Origin of the sequence: Helicobacter pametensis ATCC 51478, assembly GCF_000518225.1 — a bacterium.
Lineage (GTDB): Bacteria > Campylobacterota > Campylobacteria > Campylobacterales > Helicobacteraceae > Helicobacter_G > Helicobacter_G pametensis.
Genome location: NZ_KI912401.1, coordinates 76,668 through 98,961, shown reverse-complemented (window position 1 = coordinate 98,961; position 22,294 = coordinate 76,668). Strand labels below are relative to the sequence as shown.

The window sequence follows — 22,294 nt, the reverse complement described above, 5'->3', positions numbered from 1 at the left end:
TCAGCATGGTTTCTTTTGAGAGTTTCTTAGAGCATACAGGATCAAGATCAATCCCTCATCCCACCAAGGATGCCCTTGATTATGTTTATGAAGCTATTATCAAAGAAAAGATCGCAGGAAGAAGTGGTTATTACAATCTTCCCTTTGAAGAAAAAGCGATCCTAGATGCACAAACTTATATCTCCACCCATCAAGATCTCCTTCAAGAGATCAAATATCTCATCATTATTGGAGTTGGAGGAAGTTCTCTTGGCACAAAAGCCATCGATACGATGCTTTGCCATCTTGCATGTCGCAAGCCTATCGAGCTCAAATTCTTAGAACACACAGATCCCATCGAGATTTGCAAAACCCTCCAAGATGTCACCTGTGCTAATTCTCTTTTTCTCATTATTTCCAAATCAGGAACGACCATCGAAACCTCTTCTTTGATGAAATATATCCTCAAACGCTTCGATCTCCTCGATCACAAGGAGCACTTGGCAGTGATTACTGATGAGCATTCTCCTTTACACAAATGGGCATCAAAGCATCAGATCTCTTGTATTTGTATCGACAAAAATGTTGGTGGAAGATTTTCTGTCCTAAGCTCTGTTGGAATCTTGCCTCTAATGATCTTGGGATATGAGACCAACCTTATCCTCAAGGGAGCCAAAGAGTTTATGATGAGCTTTTTACATCGTCAAGAAGATCATCTCATCAAAAAGGCAATTTTCTTGGCCAAAAGCCGAGATCGTTATCCCAATAATGTCCTATTTTCTTACTCAAGCTCTTTTAAAGATTTCAATGCATGGTATGTACAGCTTTGGGCTGAGAGCCTTGGAAAAATCGATATTTATGGGAAAAAAGTAGGACTCACACCAATCTCACTCATTGGTAGTATCGATCAGCACTCCTTCCTCCAGCTTATCACCCAAGGCAGTATGGATAAAACTGTCACCTTCCTCAATATCAATCGCAAAAACTACTCAGAACCCAAGATTCCAAATCTCAAAGTTGATTTTTTAGAATCTACAGATTTTGTCAATGGCACATCATTTGCCAAACTCATTAGCTATCAGCAAATTGCTACGATGCAAACAATACGAGATGAAGGGATCCCCACAGATCAGATTCATATTGATTATCTATGTGAAGAGAGTGTGGGAATCTTGATTATTTACTTTGAACTTCTTACCTCATGCGTGGGTAAAATCTTAGATATCAACACTTATGATCAACCAGGGGTTGAATTTGGCAAAAAACGCTTGCGAGATATGTTTGAAGTCCAAACCCAATCCCCACCAAATAAAGATTTGATACAATAATTTTGAATTTTAGAGACGAAGGAGCAAGGAATGTTGGAAGTTGCTGGGATTGAAAGAATGCAACAAACAAAAAGTGTAAGAGACATTGATATTAAAGACAAAAGAGTTCTAATTCGGGTAGATTTCAATGTCCCTATGGATCATGAGTTTAACATCTCTGATGATACGCGGATTCGCGAGGCTCTCCCTACGATCAATTACTGCATTGATCGTGAGGCAAAAAGCATTATACTTGTGAGCCATCTTGGAAGACCCAAAGGAAAAGATTCTGATTTTTCACTCAAGCATGTGCTTAAGCGTGTTGAGCGCTTATTGGGCAAAACCGTCGTATTTGCTGATGATATCGATAGTGCTAAAAGTATCCAAGCTACACTCAAAAGCGGGCATATCATCCTGCTAGAAAATATTCGCTTCAATGCTGGGGAAGAGAAAAATGACCCATTGCTTGCTCAAGAACTGGCTCAATTATGTGATGTCTATGTCAATGATGCCTTTGGAACAAGTCATAGGGCACATGCAAGCACTCATGGGATCGCACAATTCGTTTCTCAAAAAGTAGCTGGATTTCTTCTCAAAAAAGAAATCGATTCGTTTGCCAAAGCCTTTACAAACCCTCTTAAGCCCGTCTTGCTGATCGTTGGAGGGAGTAAGGTAAGCTCAAAACTAGCTCTATTGAATAACATCTTAGATCTTGTAGATAAAATCATCATTGGCGGGGCAATGAGCAATACCTTTCTTCAAGCACAAGGATATGATATGCAAAAATCCCTTGTCGAAGAAAATCTGATCAATGAGGCTCATCATATTTTAGAAAAAGCCAAACAAAAAGGTGTCAAAGTCTATCTTCCTGTTGATGTTGTAAGCACAAATGATTTAAAAACACATCAAGAAATCAAAATTACACCAGCTCAAGATGTCCCACAGGATTTTATGGCTGTAGATATTGGTCCAGCAAGCACTAAGCTTTTCAATCAAGTGATTCGAGATAGTCAAACCATCGTCTGGAATGGGCCCCTAGGTGTCTATGAAATCTCTCAATTTTCAAGAGGTACTTTCAATGTAGCACATAGCATTTCTGATACTTATGCATTTAGCCTCATTGGTGGAGGAGATACTGCTGATGCTGTTGAGCGAGCAGGTGAAAGAGATAATATGAGCTTTATTTCAACAGGTGGTGGAGCGTCTTTGGAACTTCTTGAAGGGAAGGTTTTGCCTGCTTTTGAAGTTTTGGATCAAAGGGAGTAATGTTTGATGAACATCTTTTTGAAGCAAAATCAATCCACGATTATCAAACAAGATGTTCACACAAAAACACAGCACAATATCCTCTGGATTGATCTCTTTCGTCCAAGCAATGAAGAGATTTCAGAGATCGCACAGGTTTATAAAATCGAGATTCCCACACAAGAGGAGCGTGAAGAGATTGAAGAGAGTGCGAGGTATTGGGAAGATTCTCAATCCATCACGATCAATACTTACTTCCTGATCCCTCTTCGTGATGAAAAACGCTTTGATAACCAAAGTATTACTTTTATCCTTCATGACAATATTTTATTTACCGTGAGATATTCTGATCTGCGTGTTTTTGATGAGGTGCAGAGAATCATGCTTGCCAATCCTCAAATGTTTAATGATGGCTTTGATCTCTTCAGCAAAATCTTAGAGATCCGTGTAGAAAAAGATGCGGATATGCTTGAAAATTTTGCTCGATCAACAAGGGCTTTGAGGAAAAAAATCCTCACACATGATATGGATGATGAGGTTTTACATCAGCTCTCAAGGCTTCAAGAGCTAAATATGACCGTGCGCGATTCTCTCTTTGACAAGAGGCGTTCAATTGCTGCGATGCTCAAAAGCATCCGCCCCTCTCCAGAAGTCAAAAAAAATCTGATCATTATCCTAAAAGACATCAACTCACTCATCGAATTTGCCAATATCAGTATGAATGCACTAGATAACATCCAAGGACTTCTCACAAATCAAATCAATATCGAACAAAACAAAATCATCAAGCTCTTTACAGTTGTCACAGTTGCAATGATGCCCCCAACACTCATTGGCACAATTTATGGGATGAATTTTAAAGTCATGCCCGAGCTTGAATGGAGCTTTGGCTATCCTCTCTCTATTCTTTTAATGATACTCTCCACACTCGTCCCAATCCTCTATTTCAAGAAAAAAGGATGGCTCCACTAAGTTTTGTTAGAATACGCCCTTTTGATTTGACAAAAAGGAGTATCAATGCTTGAATGGATCACATCGCCTGAGGCATGGGTCACACTCATCACACTCACAGCCCTAGAAATCGTTCTAGGGATTGACAACATCATCTTCATAGCCATCTTGGTCAATAAGCTTCCAGAACACCAAAGAGACAAAGCAAGGATCTTTGGTCTCTCTCTTGCAATGCTTTCACGGATCGCACTTTTAGTTTCTTTGTTTTGGATTATGAAACTCACCCAACCCTTATTTACTCTATGGAACATAGAAATCTCTGGGCGTGATTTAATCTTGATTCTTGGAGGGCTTTTCTTGATCTATAAAAGTGCAATAGAAATTTATGAGCAAACTCAAACCCACCATGAAGAAAAAACATCCACACTTAAAGCAGGCTTTATGACAGTTTTAATCCAAATTGCGATTTTAGATATTGTCTTCTCTCTAGATTCTGTCATCACGGCTGTAGGAATGGCTCAAAATATAGAAATTATGATTATTGCGATTATGTTTGCTGTGGGTGTTATGCTTTTTGCTAGCAAGCGGATTGCGGATTTTGTAGATACTTATCCAAGTATCAAAACTCTTGCTTTGGCTTTCTTGTTTATGGTGGGAATTGTTTTGATTTTAGATGGGTTTGATATCCATGTCCCCAAAGCTTATGTTTATTTTGCGATGGGATTTTCTCTTGTGGTAGAACTTCTCAATATCTACATTCGCAGAAAAACTACTCCTTCTTCTTAGAAGAAGGACACAAAACTTGCAAGTAAGAGTTTTTGAGAATCTTTCTCTCTTTTAACTCACATAAAAAATCAGCAATATCTCTTGAGGGGATAAACTTGGGCTTAGAATCACTGCTAGCCCCAATGATACCAAGCAATCTCCCATCATGAGTATAAAACCCCTTGCCGTATGCATACTTATACCCCTCAAAATCATGGTTTTCTTTTTGGGCAAGCTGATCTAGACTTTCTTGCAAGATGTATTGCTCTGTTGCAAAAGAATTGAGCTTTGTGATGTAAGGTGCATAAACAATAGCTTGTTGCTTTTGCTGCACCTCATCAAAGACATTGACCCAATACTGAGAGTAAATCCGATCATGGTAATAGCTTTTCTTACGCTGATTGCAATAAATATCAGTAAAAGCAGAAGTTTCTAATATCGCCAAACCTTTTTGCAAATCCAATGCCTTGATTGAAAGACTTGCCACACAGATAAAAGGAATAGATGAATCATCTTGCATCATAGCATAGCTCACCCGTGCATAGACATTGCGATCATAGACCATATTGGCTGATGTGACAAACATTCCATCACGCAATAAAACTCCATAACTTCTCTTAATACTTCCATCCAAAAAAGTAGTAGTAATCACAGCCGTCCCATAGATCCATTTCTTCTCAAAACTTAAATTTGGCTTTGCATTCTCCTCTTGTTGCTCTTTGGTAGAAAATCCCTCATAAGGATTCTCAAATGAAGCCTTATCCCCTCTTTTTTGTTGCTCTGTTTTGGAAGTCTTTTGAAGTTGCGTGGATCCTTTGATCATAGGTTTATTTTTAGGAGAGGCTTTGCTTTCTTCATTGTTCCGCTCTTGCTTGAGCGATTCTTGTAAGAGAATTTTTTGCTCTTTGGTGAGTGGAAGTTGTTTTTGGGGATAAGCTTCTTGAAGTTTATCCTCTGATGCGCTAAGCAAACCCAAGCATACACATAACAAAAGTTTTCTCATTTTATTCCCCGACAAGCAGCTTGAAATCAAGTAAAATTAAGGATTCTGTAAAATTACCACAAAAAGGAAAAAAATGGAAAAAGAACTCAAAATCTATGAAATCACACAAGAAGCCATCCAAGCATCAAAATACGCAATGATCCAAACCTCTAAGGGCAATATGATTTTTGAATTGTTTGGCGAAGATGCTCCACAGGCTGTAATTAACTTTGCCACACTTGCCAAGGATGGATTTTATCAAGGACTCAAATTTCACCGTGTGATTCCAAACTTTGTCGCTCAAGGAGGATGCCCTATAGGGAATGGATGCGGTGGGCCAGGATATGCAATCAAATGCGAAACACAAAACAATCCTCACAAACATATCAAAGGTGCTCTCTCAATGGCTCATGCAGGAAAAGATACTGGAGGAAGTCAATTTTTCATCTGCTTTGCTCCACAACCTCATCTTGATGGTGCTCACACTGTTTTTGGACAGATTATAGAGGGTGTAGAGGTTTTAGATAGCCTAAAGCAAGGAGATTTGATTGAAGATATCCAAATCTCTGCTCAAGCTCCACAAGGGGTTTAACACCCCCTCCCCCCATCCACTCCCTTTTGAGAAAATCAAGGAATTGTCTTGATCACTTGCTCAATAGGAGGTTTAGTAGCAAAGTATTTTTGCGCCTCTTCTTCACTTAGTTTTGTCCAAACAAACTTTTTCCCAAATCCCCACACAGATGCCTTGACAACGAGATTCCCACTCTTATCAAACCAAACACTCGCATCATAAGTTTTGCCATTAGCAACATTATAGATCTTGCCATCACTCCACTCATTCCCTTTTGGTGCAAGATTCCAAACAAAAACAACTCCATTCATACTTCTCCCCTTAAGCTTTGCATCAGGATTATTTTGATCCACACTTTTGCTTCCATCAGTGTTTGCAAACCCATAGGCATGATATTTACCCCCATGTTCAAAAATCTCAACGACGACTTGTTTTCCTTTTTCATCTTTATGAGTGAGGTAATAACCCTCTAAGCCCTTGGCATACAATCCAATAAAGGCAAAAGCAACAAGGCACAATTTCTTCAACATTAGTTAGCTCCTAGTAAAAATTTTCGCAAATGCGATCTGGCATTCTGACATATTAGAAACTACTTTATGTGATTCTTGAGGCTTTTGTTAGAATGCGTTTTTAAGTCTATTTCAAGGAAAATAATGCGTCAAATACTAAAAACTCTAGGATTTAAGACTTTTTTGGGTGTGATTTTTATAGGATCATTTATTGAACTTGGACATAAAATTTTGATTTTGAGCAGCATTTATCAGATTTTTGAAGGTAATCAACGCTTTTTATTGGGAATCTTTCAAAACATCCTCATCTTATTACCTGCCATTTTGCTCTTCTATCCTGCTAGTTTCTTTGCCGATCAGTACAATAGACTCAAAATGCTTAGATTCTCAGCATGGTTTTCTTTGACGCTCTCTAGTATGCTTCTCATATGCTATAGCTTGGGTGCGTTTTGGCCCGCTTTTTTTATCACTTTTCTTTTGGCCATCCAAAATGCACTCTTTTTCCCAAGCAAACTTGGATATCTACGCGATCTCATTCAAACACACAATCTAGCACAAGCAAACGCCATCGCGCAAGCCATCACAATTGCTGCCATGCTAGCTGGACTCTTTATCTCTGGGAGTGTTTTCAAACTTTTTACACTAGAGACGCATAATCTCTCAGAGATTCTTGAAGCTTCAAATTTGATGGGGATTTTATTTGTTTTTCTTGCCATAGTGCAGATCTTTCTAAGCCATACTCTACCCCAGATCAATCAGCACACTCCCAACATATCTCAATCTTCTTCATCTTATCTAACGCATTTCAAAAATCTCATGCTTCACGCTCCTGTTGCAAATCCAATCTTGGCTAGTGCTCTATTTTGGGGGATCGCTCAACTCTGCATCACACTCTTCCCATATTATGTCCAAACCCAAAATGTCCATTATTTATCTTTGATCGCATTAACTCTTGGAGGTGGAGCTATCTGTGGAGCATATTTCACTTTCTTGCTTACCAAAAACTATCTTGAACTTGGTGTGATTCCCTTTGGATTTTTCTTCATCTCCTTCTCACTTGCTCTCTTTACATTTGATCCTTCACCAACCACCTCATTATTTTTAGCTTTTGCTTTGGGACTGGGATGTATGCTTGTCTTTACACCATTTCTCTCTTCTATCTTAAGAGAATCCTCTAATCTTGGTCAGTCCCTTGCTCTCTATCAACTTTTCCAAGCACTTGGAATGATGATCTCACTTCTTCTATCTGCCTCGCTGATCTATGGCAATTTTGATGCATCTATTGGATTTTTGATTGCTTGTGTTCTTTCTATTGCTGGAATGATTTATTTTCTCAAAAAACAGCCTTTTATTCTGACACGCCTCCTTCTTACCTTTGCATTCAATCAGCGCTATCGCCTCATCGTAGAAAATTTTTCCAATATCCCTCAAAATCAAGGTGTTTTACTCATTGGAAATCATATGTCTTTCATCGATTGGGCCATCGTGCAAATGGCAATCCCTCAAAGAGTGTATTTCGCACTCGAACATACCATACAGTCTAAGTGGTATGTCAAACTCTTTTTGAAACACTTTAGTATGATTCCCCACTCTTCCAATGGCGAATTACTTCAAAAGATGAATACCCTACTCTCTCAAAAACAAATTGTTTGCTTCTTCCCTGAAGGTGCAGTCTCAACACATGGGCACCTCAATGAATTTAAACATGATTTTTCACTCGCCCTCAATGATGACACGCTCATTATTCCTTTCTATATTCGCGGATTATGGGGAAGCAGTTTTTCACGCTCCAATGAAAGCTTTAAGGCACGCAATCATTCATTTCTCAACAAACGCAATATCGCCATCGCCTTTGGCAAAGCTCTACCCTCCCATACTCCAAAAGAAAAAATCAAAAATGCAATCTTTGATCTCTCTTTTGTTGCATGGGCTAGCCAATGTCAGGCAATGTCCACTATAGGGCGCACATGGATTGGGATTGCCAAATCTCATCTCTTTCAAACAAGCATTATTGATCCAATCAATGGAAAATTTAGCTTTGGCAAAGTATTGGGATTATCGCTTTTGCTCTCCAGAATGCTTAGAGAAACTTCAAAAAATAAAAGCGATGAGGGTTTTACACCGACACAAGAGTGTATCGGAATCCTGCTCCCAGCCTCTTTTGCTTCCTCACTTTGCAATCTTTCCATTTTCATTGCTTCCAAGGTAGCTATCAATCTCAACTTTACAGCAGGAAGCAAGGCAATCAATCTAGCTATTCAATCTGCCAAAATCAAACGCATCTTGACTTCCAAAACCTTTATGGACAAACTCAAGGAAAAAGGAATCCATCTTGAGCTCAATGATGTTGAGTTACTCTATATGGAAGAAATTGTCCAAAAGTTTAAATCTCAGAAACTCAAACTGCTCTCCTATCTCACAATGGCCTTTGTTCTACCAAGCTTTATCCTCAAACAATTATTTTCACCAGAGAGAAATACCCAAGCAATTGCATGTATTCTCTTTAGCAGCGGAAGTGAGGGGAATCCCAAAGGTGTTATGCTCAATCATCAAAACATCATGAGCAATATTGCTCAAATCTCAGATGTCTTATGTGTGCAAGATCACGACTCTATTCTCTCATCACTTCCTCCATTTCATGCCTTTGGTCTCACTGCCACAACCCTCCTTCCACTTCTTTCTGGGATTCCAAGTATTACCTATCCTGATCCTACAGATGCTTTGGGGATCGCTCAAACCATAGCAAAACACCAAGTGAGCATTATGTGTGGAACTTCAACATTTTTGGGAATCTATGCTCGACATCCCAAGGTCGATCGTCTTATGTTTGCAAGCCTAAGGATTGTGGTCTCTGGAGCAGAAAAACTCAAAAGTGAAACACGCATGGCTTTTGAAAATAAATTCCAATGTGTGATTTTGGAAGGCTATGGAACAACAGAAACGACTCCTGTTGTAAGCGTCAATCTCCCTTGTAAATTTGATGCACTCAATGAGGAAATCCATCAAGCCAATAAGATTGGAAGCGTTGGGATGCCCCTCCCTGGAACAACACTCAAGATTGTTGATCCCTCGACGATGGAAGAACTTCCTCATCGCCATGAAGGACTTGTGCTTGTAGGTGGGCATCAAGTCATGGTCGGATATCTCAATGATCCTCAAAAAACTCATGAGGTGATCGTAGAGTTCAATCATATGCGATGGTATAAAACAGGTGATAAAGGCTATTTAGATGAGGATGGATTCCTCTATATCATCGATCGCTATTCAAGATTTGCCAAAATTGGTGGAGAGATGGTAAGTCTTGGCGGAATCGAAGAAGAAATCACTCAAATGATCACAAAAGCTAATCTTATCCATGAGTGTAAATGCGTCGCAGTCGCTCTAGAAGATGGTAAAAAAGGAGAAATCATCGCCCTCTTAATTCAAACTCCCAAAGATGAAGAGTATCTCCATGTGATTCAGCTCATCAAACACTCCTCGCTTCCAGCAATCTCCAAACCTAGACATTATTTCAAAGTGGATTCTATCCCCCTACTTGGATCAGGCAAACTTGATCTCAAAGGAGCTAAAGATTTGGCAAAATCCCTCCTTCAAAATACATCATCTAACACCTAAAAGATGATAAAAAGATTGAAGGGATTATATTGTTATAATCACAAAAAAAGTCAAGGACAAAAAATGAAAGACAATAGACAAAGCTTGCAAATGTCTATCCTTGCCTCACCCAGTATGGCCAATTTTAGTGGTGTTGTGCATGGAGGAGAACTACTTAAGATTTTAGATCAAGTTGCTTATGCTTGTGCGACACGATATTGTGGAGTAGGCGTCGTAACTCTCGCTGTCGATCAAGTTCATTTCAAAAAATCAATTCCTATTGGATCTTTGATGCATTTTTATGCTTCTGTCAATTACACAGGCACATCAAGCTGTGAGGTTGGAATCCGTGTGGAGTTTGAAAATATCAAAACGCAGGAGATCACTCATTGTAATAGCTCTTATTTCACAATGGTTGCACTTGATGCTGAAGGCAAAAAAGCTTCAATCCCTCCTCTCACACCTCAAACAGAAGAAGCAAAACGCAGATATCAAGAAGCCAAAGAAAGAAGAGAAAGACGATTTGTCTAATTGGTCTCCAGCAAGCTGGAGACGATACCCCATCAAACAGTCTCCAAATTATAAAAATACTCAATATCTATACAACACAGAAGAAACACTCGCCTCATATCCACCCCTTGTATTTGCAAAAGAGGTCGATCTCCTCAAAGACAAATTAAAGCAAGTTGCTCAAAGAAAGGCTTTTGTCTTGCAGGGTGGAGATTGTGCAGAAAGTTTTGCACGCTTTAGTGCTAGCTCTATTCGAGATTTTTACAAACTTATATTGCAAATGAGCATCATATTAGGCTTTGCAAGTGGCAAAGAAATCATCAAGATTGGAAGAATTGCTGGTCAATTTGCCAAACCAAGAAGTCAAGAATTTGAAGAGAGAGATGGACAATCTCTTCCAAGTTTTCGAGGAGATATGATCAATGCAAGTGAGTTTGATAGCAAAAGTCGCGAACATGATCCACAAAGAATGATTCAAGCCTATCATCAATCAGTTGCGACACTCAATCTTTTGCGAGCTTTCTCCAAGGGAGGGATGGCAGATTTTCATCTCTTTCCTCAATATAATCTAGAGTTTGCCAATACCCATCCCCTCAGCAAACGCTATAAACAGCTAGCAAATCACATTTCTAGAGCTTTTGCATTTGCACAAAGTTGTGGGATCAATCTCCAATCTATGGGTAATTTTTGTGAGTTTTTTATCAGTCATGAGGCTCTACTTCTCAATTATGAAGAGGCACTCTGTCGCAAAGATAGTTTAAGTGGAGAGATTTATGACTGCTCATCCCACTTTCTCTGGATTGGAGAGCGCACATTGAGTTCTCCTGCACATATTGAATTTATCCGTGGGATTCAAAACCCAAAAGGTCTCAAAATAAGCTCACGCACATCTCCTGATGATTTACTCAAACTCCTTGATATTCTCAATCCTCAAAATCTCCAAGGAGAAGTTGCACTCATCGTGCGTATGGGAAAAGACAATATTCAAACATATTTTCCCACTATCGTTGAAAAAATAAAGCAATATGGCAAAGAGGTGATTTGGCTCAGTGATCCAATGCATGGCAATACAACGACATCTCAAGGCCTGAAAACACGCCAATTTGAAAGTATCCTAGAGGAGCTTAGGCATTTCTTTGCCCTCTCTTTAGATCTTGGAATCTATGCTGGAGGAATTCATCTTGAAATGACAGGTGAAAATGTCACAGAGTGTATTGGTGGGAGCGTAACGCAAGAAGCGCTCTATCAAAACTACATCACTCAATGCGATCCAAGACTTAATGCAACTCAATCTCTAGAACTCGCATTTTGGCTATCAGAGGTTTTTCAAAACAATCCATGATCGCTCTAATTGACAATCACGATTCATTTACCTACAATCTAATTTATCTCTTAGAAGAACTGTCTCAAGAAATCTGCGTCTTTTTCCCTCAAGATCTTGTATGGGATATCTTAGAGCAAGCAACTCATATCATCATTTCCCCAGGTCCAAGACACCCTAGGGATACCCCTATCAATCAAGAAGTGATTTTGAACTTCTATATCAAAAAACCAATTTTGGGAGTTTGCCTAGGGCACCAATGCATCGCGCATGCCTTCGGTGGAGAAGTCATCCAAGGCAGACAACCCATCCATGGCAAAACTTCACAAATTACCTTCAAATCAAACCCTCTCTTTGAAGGCTTGTCTCAGAATCTAGAAGTGATGCGCTATCACTCATTAGTTGTGCAAAATTTACCAAATGAGCTAGAAGCGATTGCTTGGAGTGAGGATGAAGTGATCATGGCACTGAGACACAAAATCTTCCCTCTCTATGGGGTGCAGTTTCATCCAGAATCCATCCTCTCTCAAGGTGGAAGCAAACTCTTACAAAATTTTCTTCAAATTCATCTTGATTCAAGGCTCTCTTATGCAATGGTTTGAAATTTTTGTTTTATCTTGTATTTTGGCTTTGGATGCCTTTTTGGTTGCATTTTCTTACGGATTGGTTAGCAAAGAAATAAAAATCAATCAAGGACTGAAACTCTCCTTTGTCATGGGATTTTTTCAATTCTTGATGCCTCTAGTAGGATATTTTCTCTTTAAGAGCACAAGTTTTGCCTTTGGACAATATGCTCAAAATATAGATCACTGGATTGTGTTTGTGATTTTTACTTTACTTGGAGGAAAAATCATCAAAGATTCTCTCAATCAAGAGAAAGAAGATTTTTCTTTGTCTTTGGGTGCACTACTGCTTCTTGGCATCGCGACAAGTATTGATGCTCTTGCTGGGGGGATTATGATCTATGCTCAAAACCTTCCAATTCTCCACAGTACAGCGATGATTGGAATCATTACCTTTGCACTTGTTATGGCTGGTTATTATCTCTCCAAAATTCTAAATTCCCTACCTGAGAAAATCCTTGGAATCTTTGGGGGAAGTTTATTGATCCTATTGGGGATAAAAATCCTCATTCAACATCTTTTGGACTCAGATTCTATATTATGAGAGCTTTATGTCTTGGAGAGCATTAGAAAATGCTTTCAAAAAATCTTGATTGTTCGCTTGATAGGGATTTTTATTTTTTTCAAAGCGAGATTCATACACCTCATTAAGACGATAAAGAGATTGAGCTGCAAAAATCTTTTCACTCTCTGTCATCTCAGCAGTTGCCCTCAAAAATGCACGATATTCATCATCACTCATATTTTCCAAAACTGATAATCCATAAGTTTGCCGCGCAACTTCTCCCAGAGCAGGCAGGGATTGATTGTATTGCTTATCTTCTTGAATCTTTACCTTGTCACTAATATCAGCATCTTTAAGATATTGTGATTGAAGGGCTTGATTACTATATGAAAAAGGTTGATATGAAGTTTGAATCTGCATTTTTTCTCCTTTTTTGGAGAAAAAGCAAAAAGAATTCCTAAAGTGTATTAAATAGATTTAAGATGTTCTCTGCACTCTTTCTAGCATCTTCCAAACTCATCAACTGATGGCAAGGAATAGAGAGCTCTGCATGATAAAAGCGTTCTGCACAATAGAGCGGTGATGCAACATAAGAGCGATACAGAGATAAAAGATGAATAGGCTTATAATGGACTTGAACACCCAAACCACGCTCCAATAAGGATGCAAAAATACTTTCTTTGGCACACCAATATTTCTGCTTCAAAAAAATCGGATAGAGATGTCTAGAGCTTTTAATATGCACAGGAATAGGCAAAAAATCAAAGTAAGGATTCTCAAAAAATACTTCATCATAAAATCTAGCAATCTTTTCACGCTGAGCAATAAAGTCATCTACACGCTTAAGTTGAGATCTTCCAAGGGCAGAGGCAAATTCACTCAATCTAAAATTAAAGCCACTATGAGCTACATCGCTATTCCATAAAGTTTTTTTGACCACACCATGAGAGCGAATCAGTTTGGCTTTTTGATAAATCTCTTCACTATCTGTAACCAATGCCCCACCCTCACCTGTTGTCATTGGCTTAAGGGCATGAAAACTAAAAATTGTCACATCTGCTAGAGTTCCAATCTTTCTGCCTTGATATTGACCTCCAAAACTATGTGAACTATCCGAGATCAAAGCAAGATCATAAGCTTGTGCAAGTTTATAAATCTGATCGATCTCAACACTCTTTCCTGCATAATCAACACTTACGATCGCACGCGTCTTGGGTGTAATCAATGATTCAATCTTGTTTTCATCAATATTTCCATCAATTTTAATATCACAAAACACAGGAATTGCCTGATTCTCAAGGAGCATATTGGCAGTGGCTACAAAGCTCAAAGGTGAAGTGATCACCTCAGTACCTCCTAAATTTAGTGCCCGATATGCACTAAAAAGTGCTGATGTAGCTGAGTTAAAAACAAGCACAAATTTCGCACCCAAATAACTTGCTAGCTCTTGCTCAAATAATTCTGTTTGCTCTCCTTGAGTCAACAAATCAGATTTCAACACATCCAAAACTGCTTGGATATCAGCCTCATTGAGAGATTGTCGACTATAGGGATTCATGCGATGAGATTATGCAAAGATGAATTTAGCCACTTTTGATTATGGGCTACCTTCAAACGCGGATCTTTTAATTTTTCTACATCCAGTGCAAATTCTCCCATAGATTCAAAAAAATGCTCAATTTTGTCTGAAGCTTTATTAAGCGCATCATCAATCTTTAGCTTGAGATCCTTGATCTGATTGGAGGCTTTTTTGAGATCAAGAGGGATCACTGAGGGCAGAGATGAAAGTCCATCTTGCTTTCTTGCATCGCGCAACAAGGGATCCAATCTACTTTGAAGATTTTGAAGGCGTTGCTGCACCAAATCCACCCTAGCATCTGATTGTTTGACTTGCATATTGAGATTTTTTAGTTCATCAAGTTCTTTTTGAATCTTAGAAAATGAGACATTAAATGCCTGAAGTTGAGCGATCTGCTGATTGAGTTTTTTAAGCTCAACAAATGCTGAATTATGAAAGCGATTCAGCTGATCAGATTTTTCTTGCTTCTGGTTTGTTTTGTCTATATTTGAAGTGATATTTGGAAGATGGTATGGAGGCTGGGATTGGATTTTCATCCCTTAAATGCCTCTTCAAGATATTTTGTATAGATAAGTGATCGTTTGAAATCTTGATTCTCCATCATAGCGATATGAAAAAGAACCGTTGTCTTAATCCCTTCAATCTTAAATTCTTTAAGCGCTCTTCTCATACGCACAATCGCCTCATCCCTTGTTTTCCCCCATACAATGAGCTTCCCAATCATAGAATCATAATGCATAGGAACCACATAGTTGCAATAAGCATGACTATCTAATCTGACATGTGATCCACCAGGAGCAATCCACTGTGTGATCTTACCTGGACATGGAAAGAAAGTTTTGGGATCCTCAGCAGTGATTCGACATTCGATTGAATGACCATTGAAAGAAATCTCCTCTTGATTGGGCAATCTCTCTCCTTCGGCAATGCGTATCATCCATTCAACCAAATCCAATCCACTCACCATTTCACTGACAGTATGCTCAACTTGCAAACGCGTATTCATTTCCATAAAGTAAAAGTCTTTATTATTGGAATCAAGCAAAAATTCAAAAGTCCCAGCACCAACATAACCAATGTATTTAGCTGCCTTGATAGCTGTCTGCAACAATCTCTCACGCACTTCTTCAGAAAGCACAACAGCTGGAGATTCCTCAATCAATTTTTGCTGCCTTCTCTGCGCAGAGCAATCTCGCTCACCAATATGCACCACATTACCATGCTTATCTGCCAAGATCTGAACCTCAATATGCTTGGGCTTATTGATGAATTTTTCCATATAGATAGTTCCATCACCAAAAGCACTCAAAGCCTCACTCTCAGCAGCAAGATAAGAATTAACTAGCTGCTCTTCTGACATAACCACTCTCATCCCTCTTCCCCCTCCTCCAGCAGCTGCCTTGATAATCACGGGATACCCGATCTCTTTGGCCACTTCTCTTGCTTCATCCAAATCCTTGAGTGCACCATCACTCCCCATAATCACAGGAACTCCAGCCTGTTTCATCACATCTTTGGCCTTGGATTTATCACTCATCAAAACCATGACTTCAGAACTTGGACCAATAAATTCAATGTCATGATGTTTGCAAATCTCAACGAAATGTTGATTTTCGCTCAAAAATCCATAGCCAGGGAAAATCGCATCCGCACCAAACAGCTCAGCAGCACTAATGATGGCAGGGATATTGAGATAGCTCTCACTTGATTTCTCTTTCCCTATACAAATCTTGGCATCTGCAACATCCAAATAATGAGCATCCTTATCTGCCTTTGAGTAAACCGCAATCGCTTCTTTCCCCATTTCTTGGATCGTTCGTATCGCTCGCAAAGCAATCTCGCCACGATTTGCAATCAAAATGCGTTGTAATTTTTTTGTCTCCATGGATTTATAATTTCTCCACTTTAATCAGCTTTGAGCCAAACTCCACGGGCTGTGCATCACTAGCAACGATCTCAACAATCTTACAATCAAATTCTGCTTCAATTTCATTCATGATTTTCATCGCTTCAACAATTCCAATCACTTGTCCTTTTTTGATCTTATCTCCCACATTGACATAAGGAGCAGCATTGGGAGATGGACAACGATAAAATGTCCCAACCATTGGGGATTCGATAAACAACCCACTTTCACCACTTGTAGCACTTGGAGTCTCTTGAGTGACTTCTATAGATGGAGTAGTGATCTGATCCATTGGGCGTGTAGTAACCTGCTGAAGAGGAATCTGAGGAAGTGATGGTTGCAAAGAGGCTTTCTCAAGGCACAATTCAAACTCTCCATCCTTGAGAGAAATCTTTGATATTTCTTTTTGCGCAAAGAGCTCAATTAGTTTTTCTATTTCTTTAAAATTCATGGTTTTATCCTCGCTGATTGAGTTAAGAATCAAAAGCTAGACACACCAAAAATAGGGAATCATCTAGTCATGATTTGCTTGATATTGCAAGTTTGCTATCATAACATAAAACAAAATCTTTCTTTTTTATAAGGACAAAACAATGGGACTCAAATCAGATCAATGGATTCGCAAAATGAGTTTAGAGCATGCAATGATTTCGCCATTTTGTGAAAAACAAATTGGAAGAGGCGTGGTGAGCTATGGTCTTAGTAGCTATGGGTATGATATTCGTGTCAGTGATGAGTTTAAGATTTTTACAAATGTCAATAGCACAGTTGTTGATCCTAAAAATTTTGATTGTGCCAATGTCGTGGAATACAAAGGTGAAATCTGTATCGTTCCACCCAATTCTTTTGCACTTGCCACGACGATTGAATATTTCAAGATGCCAAGAGATGTATTGGCCATTTGTCTAGGTAAAAGCACCTATGCGCGTTGTGGGATTATTGTCAATGTCACACCCTTTGAGCCAGAATTTGAAGGACATATCACAATTGAGATCAGCAATACTACTCCCCTGCCTGCAAAAATCTATGCAAATGAGGGAATCGCTCAAGTTTTATTTCTACAAGGAGATGAAATGTGTGAGACAAGCTACAAGGATAAGGCAGGAAAATATCAAGGACAAAGAGGCATCACTCTCCCAAAAATCCTCAAATAGCTTCTCTCTTACTTGAATTAAGAATCAAAAAAAGTGAGAATATCTAATGGAGTATTGACTCCTTCCTCTGATGTCTGTTTGTGTATCCATAGATAGATTGTGCTTGGTGGGATCGATATATTTTGAAGCGACAAGATAGCTCACTCCAAATCCAAGCATCGCTCCTGCAACAACTTGAAATGGAGTGTGCTTTCTAGCATAGATTCTAGAATATCCCACAAAAGTGGCCAAAATCGCTGTAGGAAGTCCAAATTTCCAACCATAGCGCTTCTGGAGAAATCCCACGGCACTAAAAGCAGAAGCAGTATGTCCAGATGGAAATCCTTCAAAATTGGAATGATTGGGGCGTTCTGCAAATCTCACAAGATTTGGATCTTTTTTACTAATTGCATGCAATGCCTGTTTGGAGATAATCACAGTTCCAAGCGTGGATCCCACCCCGATAGCAAGCTCTTTAAGCCCTTCATAATCCTTAATATGAAGGGCATAAATAGCAGCAATTGCTGGCAAAAATTGCAACATATCGCCTATCCCCTCTACTACTTGAACACTCTTGTTTGAAGCCTGAAGTCCAGATGCAAGTACAGCAATCAAACAAAAGATCTGAAATCTCCTCATCATTTGTTTATCCTTTGAGTAAATTCAAAAGTTTGGATTCTATCAAAATGCACAAACTACAAAAACACACAAAAACATCATTGAAAAACACAAGACAAACAACGCAAGATAATAATGGAAAAAATAGAGTAGAAGCATAAATGGTGTGCCCAGAGGGATTCAAACCCCCGGCCTACAGGACCGCAACCTGTTGCTCTATTCAGCTGAGCTATGGACACTTATGGATTAAAAATCGGAATTATAGCAGCTAAACGAAATTTTCAAGCCAAAACAATCAAAAATCCATGTAAAATCTCACCTCTCTATTATTGTTCTTACTTTTATTAAATCTGAGCAAATTTGAGTTTATCTCATAAGGTCAGATCAAATCAAGAAAGACGATAAGAGAAGATTTCATTATGATTGGTGGTGATTTTATGCCAGGCATTAAAATGCGCGAGAGCGAATCTTTTGATGAGGGCTACAGAAAATTCAAAAAACAAACTGACCGCAACTTAGTTGTCACTGAGTGCAGAGCAAGAAGATTTTTTGAATCCAATACAGAAAAGCGCAAAAAACAAAAGATCAACGCGAAGAAAAAAATGCTTAAGCGTCTCTATATGTTGCGACGCTATGAGTCTCGACTCTAAAAAATCTCTGAAAACTCTTAGAGTTTTCAGGATTATGACTTTTATTTGATTGAATTGATCACCTACATAAATTTATCATCTATTCTTAGCAAAGCCAATCACTTCTCTGGTTTTACTTGTTACAATCCTACCTTTAATCATCTTCTACAAGGAATGTTTCATGAAATTTAGTGGAAAAAATGTACTCATCACAGGCTCAAGCCGAGGAATTGGAGCAGAAATAGCTAAAGTTTTGGCAGGCTACAAACTCAAAGTGTGGATCAATTATCGCTCCAAACCCGAACTTGCTGATGCGCTTCAAGCAGAGATTCAAGCATTTGGGGGGCAAGCTGCTACAATTTGCTTTGATGCCTCAAATGATCAAGCTTTTAGTGATGCAATCTCAGCGATTGTAGATAGCGATGGAGAGCTTGCTTATCTTGTCAATAATGCTGGAATCACAAATGACAAGCTTGCCCTTAGAATGAAAACAGAAGATTTCACAAGTGTGATTGATGCCAATCTCACCTCTTGTTTTATTGGGTGCAGAGAGGCCCTAAAGGTCATGAGCAAGCAAAGAAAAGGTTCTATTGTCAATATTGCCTCCATTATCGGTGAGCGAGGAAATGCTGGTCAGACTAATTATGCTGCAAGCAAAGGAGGAATGATTGCAATGACCAAATCATTTGCTTATGAGGGAGCGGCGCGTAATGTACGCTTCAACTCAATCACCCCTGGTTTCATCCAAACAGAAATGACAGAGCATCTAAAGCCTGAAATCAAGGATTATTACCTCCAAAATATTCCACTTGGGCGATTGGGTGAAGCCAAAGAGATCGCTGAGGCAGTGGCCTTTTTGCTAAGTGATAGTGCTTCTTATATCACCGGAGAAACACTTAAAGTCAATGGCGGACTTTATATGTAGGTTGAAGTCACGCATTATTCTTAAAATATTTTTGTTAGAATCGCGGCTTTGATTCTCACTTGAGATTGAAAAACTTAACCATAAGTAAGGAGATATAAATGGCAACTTTTGATGATGTTAAAGCAATCGTAGTAGAGCAACTTGGTGTAAGTGCCGATGAGGTCAAACTTGAGTCTAAATTTGTAGATGATTTGAATGCTGATTCTTTGGATGTTGTTGAGCTTGTAATGGCATTGGAAGAAAAGTTGGGGATTGAGATTCCTGATGAGGTAGCAGAAAAGATGGCAACAGTCGGTGATGTTGTTGCCTATATTGAAGAGAAAAAATAATTCTTCCCTCACTTTAGAGTGAGGGATATCAAAATTGAAGGAGAAAAAATGCGTCGTGTCGTTGTGACTGGTCTTGGTATGATTAATTCTTTGGGATTAGATAAAAAAAGTTCTTTTAAATCCATTATTGAAGGAAACTGTGGGATTAGAAGAATTTCTTCATTTGATGCTGATCATTTCCCAGTTCAGATTGCTGGAGAGATTGAAGGCTTTAATCCAGAGGAGGTCATGGAACCCAAAGAAGTCAAAAAGGCAGCGCGTTTTATCCAAATCGCTCTCAAAGCATCCAAAGAAGCGATGCTTGATAGTGGATTGATCGATCAGAGTGGTAAATGTCAAGATGAAATCTCAGAAATGTTTGGCGTAAGTTCTGCTTCTGGAATTGGAGGGCTTGCCAATATCGAGACTAACTCAATCACTTGCCACGAAAAAGGTCCTAGGAGAATTACACCATTTTTTATCCCCTCAGCTCTTGTCAATATGCTTGGGGGCTTCACATCGATCGAATTTGGGATCAAGGGTCCCAATCTCTCAAGCGTAACAGCTTGTGCTGCTGGCACTCATGCAATCGCTGAAGCCACCAAAACAATCATGCTTGGAGGAGCAAATCATATGCTTGTGATTGGATCAGAATCTTCAATCTGTCCAGTTGGGATTGGTGGGTTTGCTGCGATGAAGGCGTTGTGCGATCGTAATGATGAACCACAAAAAGCAAGTCGCCCTTTCGATAAAGATCGTAGTGGATTTGTTATGGGTGAAGGGGCTGGTGCATTGGTCTTAGAAGATTATGAGAGTGCAAAAAAAAGGGGGGCCAAAATTTATGCTGAAATCGTTGGATTTGGTGAAAGTGGAGATGCCAACCACATCACCACTCCAGCTCCAAACGGCGAGGGAGCCTATCGTGCGATGAAAGCCGCACTTAAAATGGCCAATATCAAAATTGACTATATCAACGCCCATGGAACAAGTACATACTACAATGATTTCTATGAAACCCTTGCACTCAAAAATGTATTTGGAGGCAAGGATAATGTGCCAATGGTGAGCTCAACAAAGGGACAGATTGGTCACTGTTTGGGCGCTGCTGGAGCGATTGAAGCTGTGATTTCAATCATGGCTATGGAAGAGGGAATCGTGCCACCCACTATCAATCAAGAAACTCCAGATGAAGGGTGTGATCTTGACTATATCCCCAACCAAGCTAGAGAAATCAATCCACAGGCTGTTATGAGCAATTCATTTGGCTTTGGTGGCACCAATGGGGTAGTAATTTTCAAAAAGATCTAATATGGCTACTTATTTAGATTTTGAAGAAAAACTCAAAAATATCCAAGATGAGATTGAATCTGCAAGAATTAAGGGGGATTTTCATGCCCAAGAGATTCTAGAAGAATCTCTCCAAAAAGAAACCCAAAAAATCTATTCGCAAATGAGTGATTATCAAAAGATTCAGATTGCACGCCATCCAGATCGCCCTTATGCGATGGATTATATTGATCTCATTTTGGATCAAAAGCATGAAATTCATGGAGATAGACATTTTCATGACGATAAGGCAATTGTTTGTTTTCTTGGATATATCGATGGGCAAAAAACCATGATCATTGGAGAAGAAAAGGGGCGAGGAACAAAAAACAAGCTTGAGCGAAACTTTGGTATGCCAAACCCTGAGGGATATCGAAAAGCATTGCGTGCAGCAAAGCTTGCTGAAAAATTTGATATTCCTATACTAATGCTTGTTGATACTGCTGGTGCTTACCCAGGGATTGGTGCAGAAGAAAGAGGACAGAGTGAAGCGATTGCAAAAAACTTACAAGAGTTTGCCAACCTCAAAGTACCGACAATCTCGATCATTATCGGTGAAGGAGGTAGTGGGGGGGCACTGGCAATCGCTGTAGCCGATCGCTTGGCAATGATGAGCTATTCTGTCTTCAGTGTGATTTCTCCCGAGGGATGTTCAGCAATCCTTTGGAATGATCCAAGCAAAATCGAATCTGCCATGAAAGCTATGAAAATCACTGCTCAAGACCTCAAACACTACAATCTCATTGATGATATTGTAGAAGAGCCACTCAATGGTGCTCATCGCAACAAGCAAGCTGCTGCAAGAGCGATCAAAGATTATTTTCTTACTGCTTTAAATGAAATCAAATCTCAAAAAGATTTTCTCTCTAAACGGTATGAGAAACTAATGAACTATGGAGATTTTAAAACTCTATAGCTCTTCTCTCTTCTCTTATCTTTTAGTTTTCTTTATTTTTTGTTTCTTCAGTATTTCTTAAATACTTTGCAAAATACTCTCAAAAATTGATT

At 39.2% G+C, this 22,294-nt stretch carries 24 protein-coding genes and 1 tRNA gene; 16 read left to right on the top strand and 9 right to left on the bottom strand.

What is annotated here, in order from left to right; genetic code table 11:
- Positions 1–5 precede the first annotated feature (5 nt).
- From T391_RS08080 to T391_RS0105060, 4 genes are read left to right on the top strand one after another with little or no spacing between them, the layout of a single operon-like run.
- Positions 6–1,307, top strand: a complete 1,302-nt coding sequence (locus tag T391_RS08080) for a glucose-6-phosphate isomerase (protein WP_051420620.1) — start codon at positions 6–8, stop codon at positions 1,305–1,307.
- A gap of 30 nt (positions 1,308–1,337) precedes the next feature.
- On the top strand, positions 1,338–2,552 hold the full coding sequence (locus T391_RS0105070) for a phosphoglycerate kinase (RefSeq protein ID WP_027327418.1): 1,215 nt from the start codon (positions 1,338–1,340) through the stop codon (positions 2,550–2,552).
- Between the two features lie 3 nt (positions 2,553–2,555).
- Positions 2,556–3,503: a magnesium/cobalt transporter CorA gene (gene corA / locus T391_RS0105065; protein WP_027327417.1), complete on the top strand. Its 948-nt coding sequence runs from the start codon at positions 2,556–2,558 to the stop codon at positions 3,501–3,503.
- 45 nt (positions 3,504–3,548) lie between these two features.
- Positions 3,549–4,268: a TerC family protein gene (locus T391_RS0105060; RefSeq protein ID WP_027327416.1), complete on the top strand. Its 720-nt coding sequence runs from the start codon at positions 3,549–3,551 to the stop codon at positions 4,266–4,268.
- Here T391_RS0105060 and T391_RS08420 read toward each other — a convergent pair.
- Positions 4,252–5,250 carry a hypothetical protein gene (locus tag T391_RS08420; protein WP_051420619.1) on the bottom strand — a complete coding sequence of 333 codons (999 nt, stop codon included), beginning with the start codon at positions 5,248–5,250 and terminating at the stop codon, positions 4,252–4,254. The genes T391_RS0105060 and T391_RS08420 overlap by 17 nt on opposite strands.
- Before the next feature lie 73 nt (positions 5,251–5,323).
- On the opposite strand from T391_RS08420, the gene T391_RS0105050 reads away from it, so the two are divergent.
- On the top strand, positions 5,324–5,821 hold the full coding sequence (locus tag T391_RS0105050; RefSeq protein WP_027327415.1) for a peptidylprolyl isomerase: 498 nt from the start codon (positions 5,324–5,326) through the stop codon (positions 5,819–5,821).
- 35 nt (positions 5,822–5,856) lie between these two features.
- Here the strand turns inward: T391_RS0105050 and T391_RS0105045 are convergent, their stop codons facing one another.
- Positions 5,857–6,330 (bottom strand): DUF2147 domain-containing protein, encoded by a 474-nt coding sequence (locus T391_RS0105045; RefSeq protein WP_051420618.1) that lies wholly within the window; start codon positions 6,328–6,330, stop codon positions 5,857–5,859.
- A gap of 123 nt (positions 6,331–6,453) precedes the next feature.
- On the opposite strand from T391_RS0105045, the gene T391_RS0105040 reads away from it, so the two are divergent.
- The 5 genes from T391_RS0105040 to T391_RS0105020 all read left to right on the top strand — a co-directional run bounded on the left by T391_RS0105040 (position 6,454) and on the right by T391_RS0105020 (position 12,901).
- On the top strand, positions 6,454–9,924 hold the full coding sequence (locus T391_RS0105040; RefSeq protein ID WP_034583946.1) for an MFS transporter: 3,471 nt from the start codon (positions 6,454–6,456) through the stop codon (positions 9,922–9,924).
- 63 nt (positions 9,925–9,987) lie between these two features.
- Complete coding sequence (locus tag T391_RS0105035; protein WP_027327412.1) at positions 9,988–10,434, top strand: acyl-CoA thioesterase; 447 nt, start codon at positions 9,988–9,990, stop codon at positions 10,432–10,434.
- Positions 10,427–11,755, top strand: a complete 1,329-nt coding sequence (locus T391_RS0105030) for a 3-deoxy-7-phosphoheptulonate synthase (RefSeq protein ID WP_027327411.1) — start codon at positions 10,427–10,429, stop codon at positions 11,753–11,755. The genes T391_RS0105035 and T391_RS0105030 overlap by 8 nt, the downstream gene beginning before the upstream one ends.
- Positions 11,752–12,336 (top strand): anthranilate synthase component II, encoded by a 585-nt coding sequence (locus T391_RS0105025; RefSeq protein WP_027327410.1) that lies wholly within the window; start codon positions 11,752–11,754, stop codon positions 12,334–12,336. The genes T391_RS0105030 and T391_RS0105025 overlap by 4 nt, the downstream gene beginning before the upstream one ends.
- Complete coding sequence (locus tag T391_RS0105020) at positions 12,323–12,901, top strand: manganese efflux pump MntP (protein WP_027327409.1); 579 nt, start codon at positions 12,323–12,325, stop codon at positions 12,899–12,901. The genes T391_RS0105025 and T391_RS0105020 overlap by 14 nt, the downstream gene beginning before the upstream one ends.
- Here the strand turns inward: T391_RS0105020 and T391_RS08070 are convergent.
- From T391_RS08070 to accB, 5 genes are read right to left on the bottom strand one after another with little or no spacing between them, the layout of a single operon-like run.
- On the bottom strand, positions 12,896–13,282 hold the full coding sequence (locus T391_RS08070) for an HP1233 family protein (RefSeq protein ID WP_051420617.1): 387 nt from the start codon (positions 13,280–13,282) through the stop codon (positions 12,896–12,898). The two genes, T391_RS0105020 and T391_RS08070, sit on opposite strands and share 6 nt — an antisense overlap.
- A 37-nt stretch (positions 13,283–13,319) precedes the next feature.
- On the bottom strand, positions 13,320–14,420 hold the full coding sequence (pseC, locus tag T391_RS0105010) for a UDP-4-amino-4,6-dideoxy-N-acetyl-beta-L-altrosamine transaminase (protein ID WP_027327408.1): 1,101 nt from the start codon (positions 14,418–14,420) through the stop codon (positions 13,320–13,322).
- Positions 14,417–14,977: a coiled-coil domain-containing protein gene (locus T391_RS0105005; RefSeq protein ID WP_027327407.1), complete on the bottom strand. Its 561-nt coding sequence runs from the start codon at positions 14,975–14,977 to the stop codon at positions 14,417–14,419. The genes pseC and T391_RS0105005 overlap by 4 nt, the downstream gene beginning before the upstream one ends.
- Positions 14,974–16,326 (bottom strand): acetyl-CoA carboxylase biotin carboxylase subunit, encoded by a 1,353-nt coding sequence (locus T391_RS0105000; protein ID WP_027327406.1) that lies wholly within the window; start codon positions 16,324–16,326, stop codon positions 14,974–14,976. The genes T391_RS0105005 and T391_RS0105000 overlap by 4 nt, the downstream gene beginning before the upstream one ends.
- Positions 16,327–16,330: 4 nt before the next feature.
- Positions 16,331–16,798 carry an acetyl-CoA carboxylase biotin carboxyl carrier protein gene (gene accB, locus T391_RS0104995; RefSeq protein WP_027327405.1) on the bottom strand — a complete coding sequence of 156 codons (468 nt, stop codon included), beginning with the start codon at positions 16,796–16,798 and terminating at the stop codon, positions 16,331–16,333.
- 142 nt (positions 16,799–16,940) lie between these two features.
- Here accB and dcd point away from each other — a divergent pair, with 142 nt between their 5' ends.
- A complete protein-coding gene (gene dcd, locus T391_RS0104990; RefSeq protein WP_027327404.1) occupies positions 16,941–17,501 on the top strand; it encodes a dCTP deaminase in 561 nt (186 codons plus the stop codon).
- Positions 17,502–17,525: 24 nt separating this feature from the next.
- Here dcd and T391_RS08065 read toward each other — a convergent pair whose 3' ends face one another.
- Together T391_RS08065 and T391_RS0104980 are read right to left on the bottom strand one after the other, a co-directional pair.
- Positions 17,526–18,122 carry a phosphatase PAP2 family protein gene (locus tag T391_RS08065; protein ID WP_051420616.1) on the bottom strand — a complete coding sequence of 199 codons (597 nt, stop codon included), beginning with the start codon at positions 18,120–18,122 and terminating at the stop codon, positions 17,526–17,528.
- Positions 18,123–18,260: 138 nt separating this feature from the next.
- Positions 18,261–18,337 (bottom strand) — tRNA-Arg (locus T391_RS0104980).
- 198 nt (positions 18,338–18,535) lie between these two features.
- On the opposite strand from T391_RS0104980, the gene rpsU reads away from it, so the two are divergent.
- The 5 genes from rpsU (at position 18,536) to accA (ending at position 22,202) form a co-directional block, all read left to right on the top strand.
- On the top strand, positions 18,536–18,748 hold the full coding sequence (rpsU, locus tag T391_RS0104975; protein WP_027327403.1) for a 30S ribosomal protein S21: 213 nt from the start codon (positions 18,536–18,538) through the stop codon (positions 18,746–18,748).
- A 160-nt stretch (positions 18,749–18,908) separates the two neighbouring features.
- Positions 18,909–19,652 (top strand): 3-oxoacyl-ACP reductase FabG, encoded by a 744-nt coding sequence (fabG, locus tag T391_RS0104970; RefSeq protein WP_027327402.1) that lies wholly within the window; start codon positions 18,909–18,911, stop codon positions 19,650–19,652.
- 98 nt (positions 19,653–19,750) lie between these two features.
- The gene (acpP, locus tag T391_RS0104965) at positions 19,751–19,981 is read left to right on the top strand and encodes an acyl carrier protein (RefSeq protein WP_027327401.1); all 231 of its coding nucleotides are present in this window, start codon (positions 19,751–19,753) and stop codon (positions 19,979–19,981) included.
- A gap of 48 nt (positions 19,982–20,029) precedes the next feature.
- Entirely contained in the window at positions 20,030–21,268 is a 1,239-nt protein-coding gene (locus T391_RS0104960) for a beta-ketoacyl-ACP synthase II (protein ID WP_034583942.1), read from the top strand.
- 1 nt (position 21,269) lies between these two features.
- Positions 21,270–22,202, top strand: coding sequence for an acetyl-CoA carboxylase carboxyl transferase subunit alpha (gene accA / locus T391_RS0104955; protein ID WP_027327399.1), 933 nt, complete (start codon positions 21,270–21,272; stop codon positions 22,200–22,202).
- Positions 22,203–22,294: the final 92 nt, after the last annotated feature.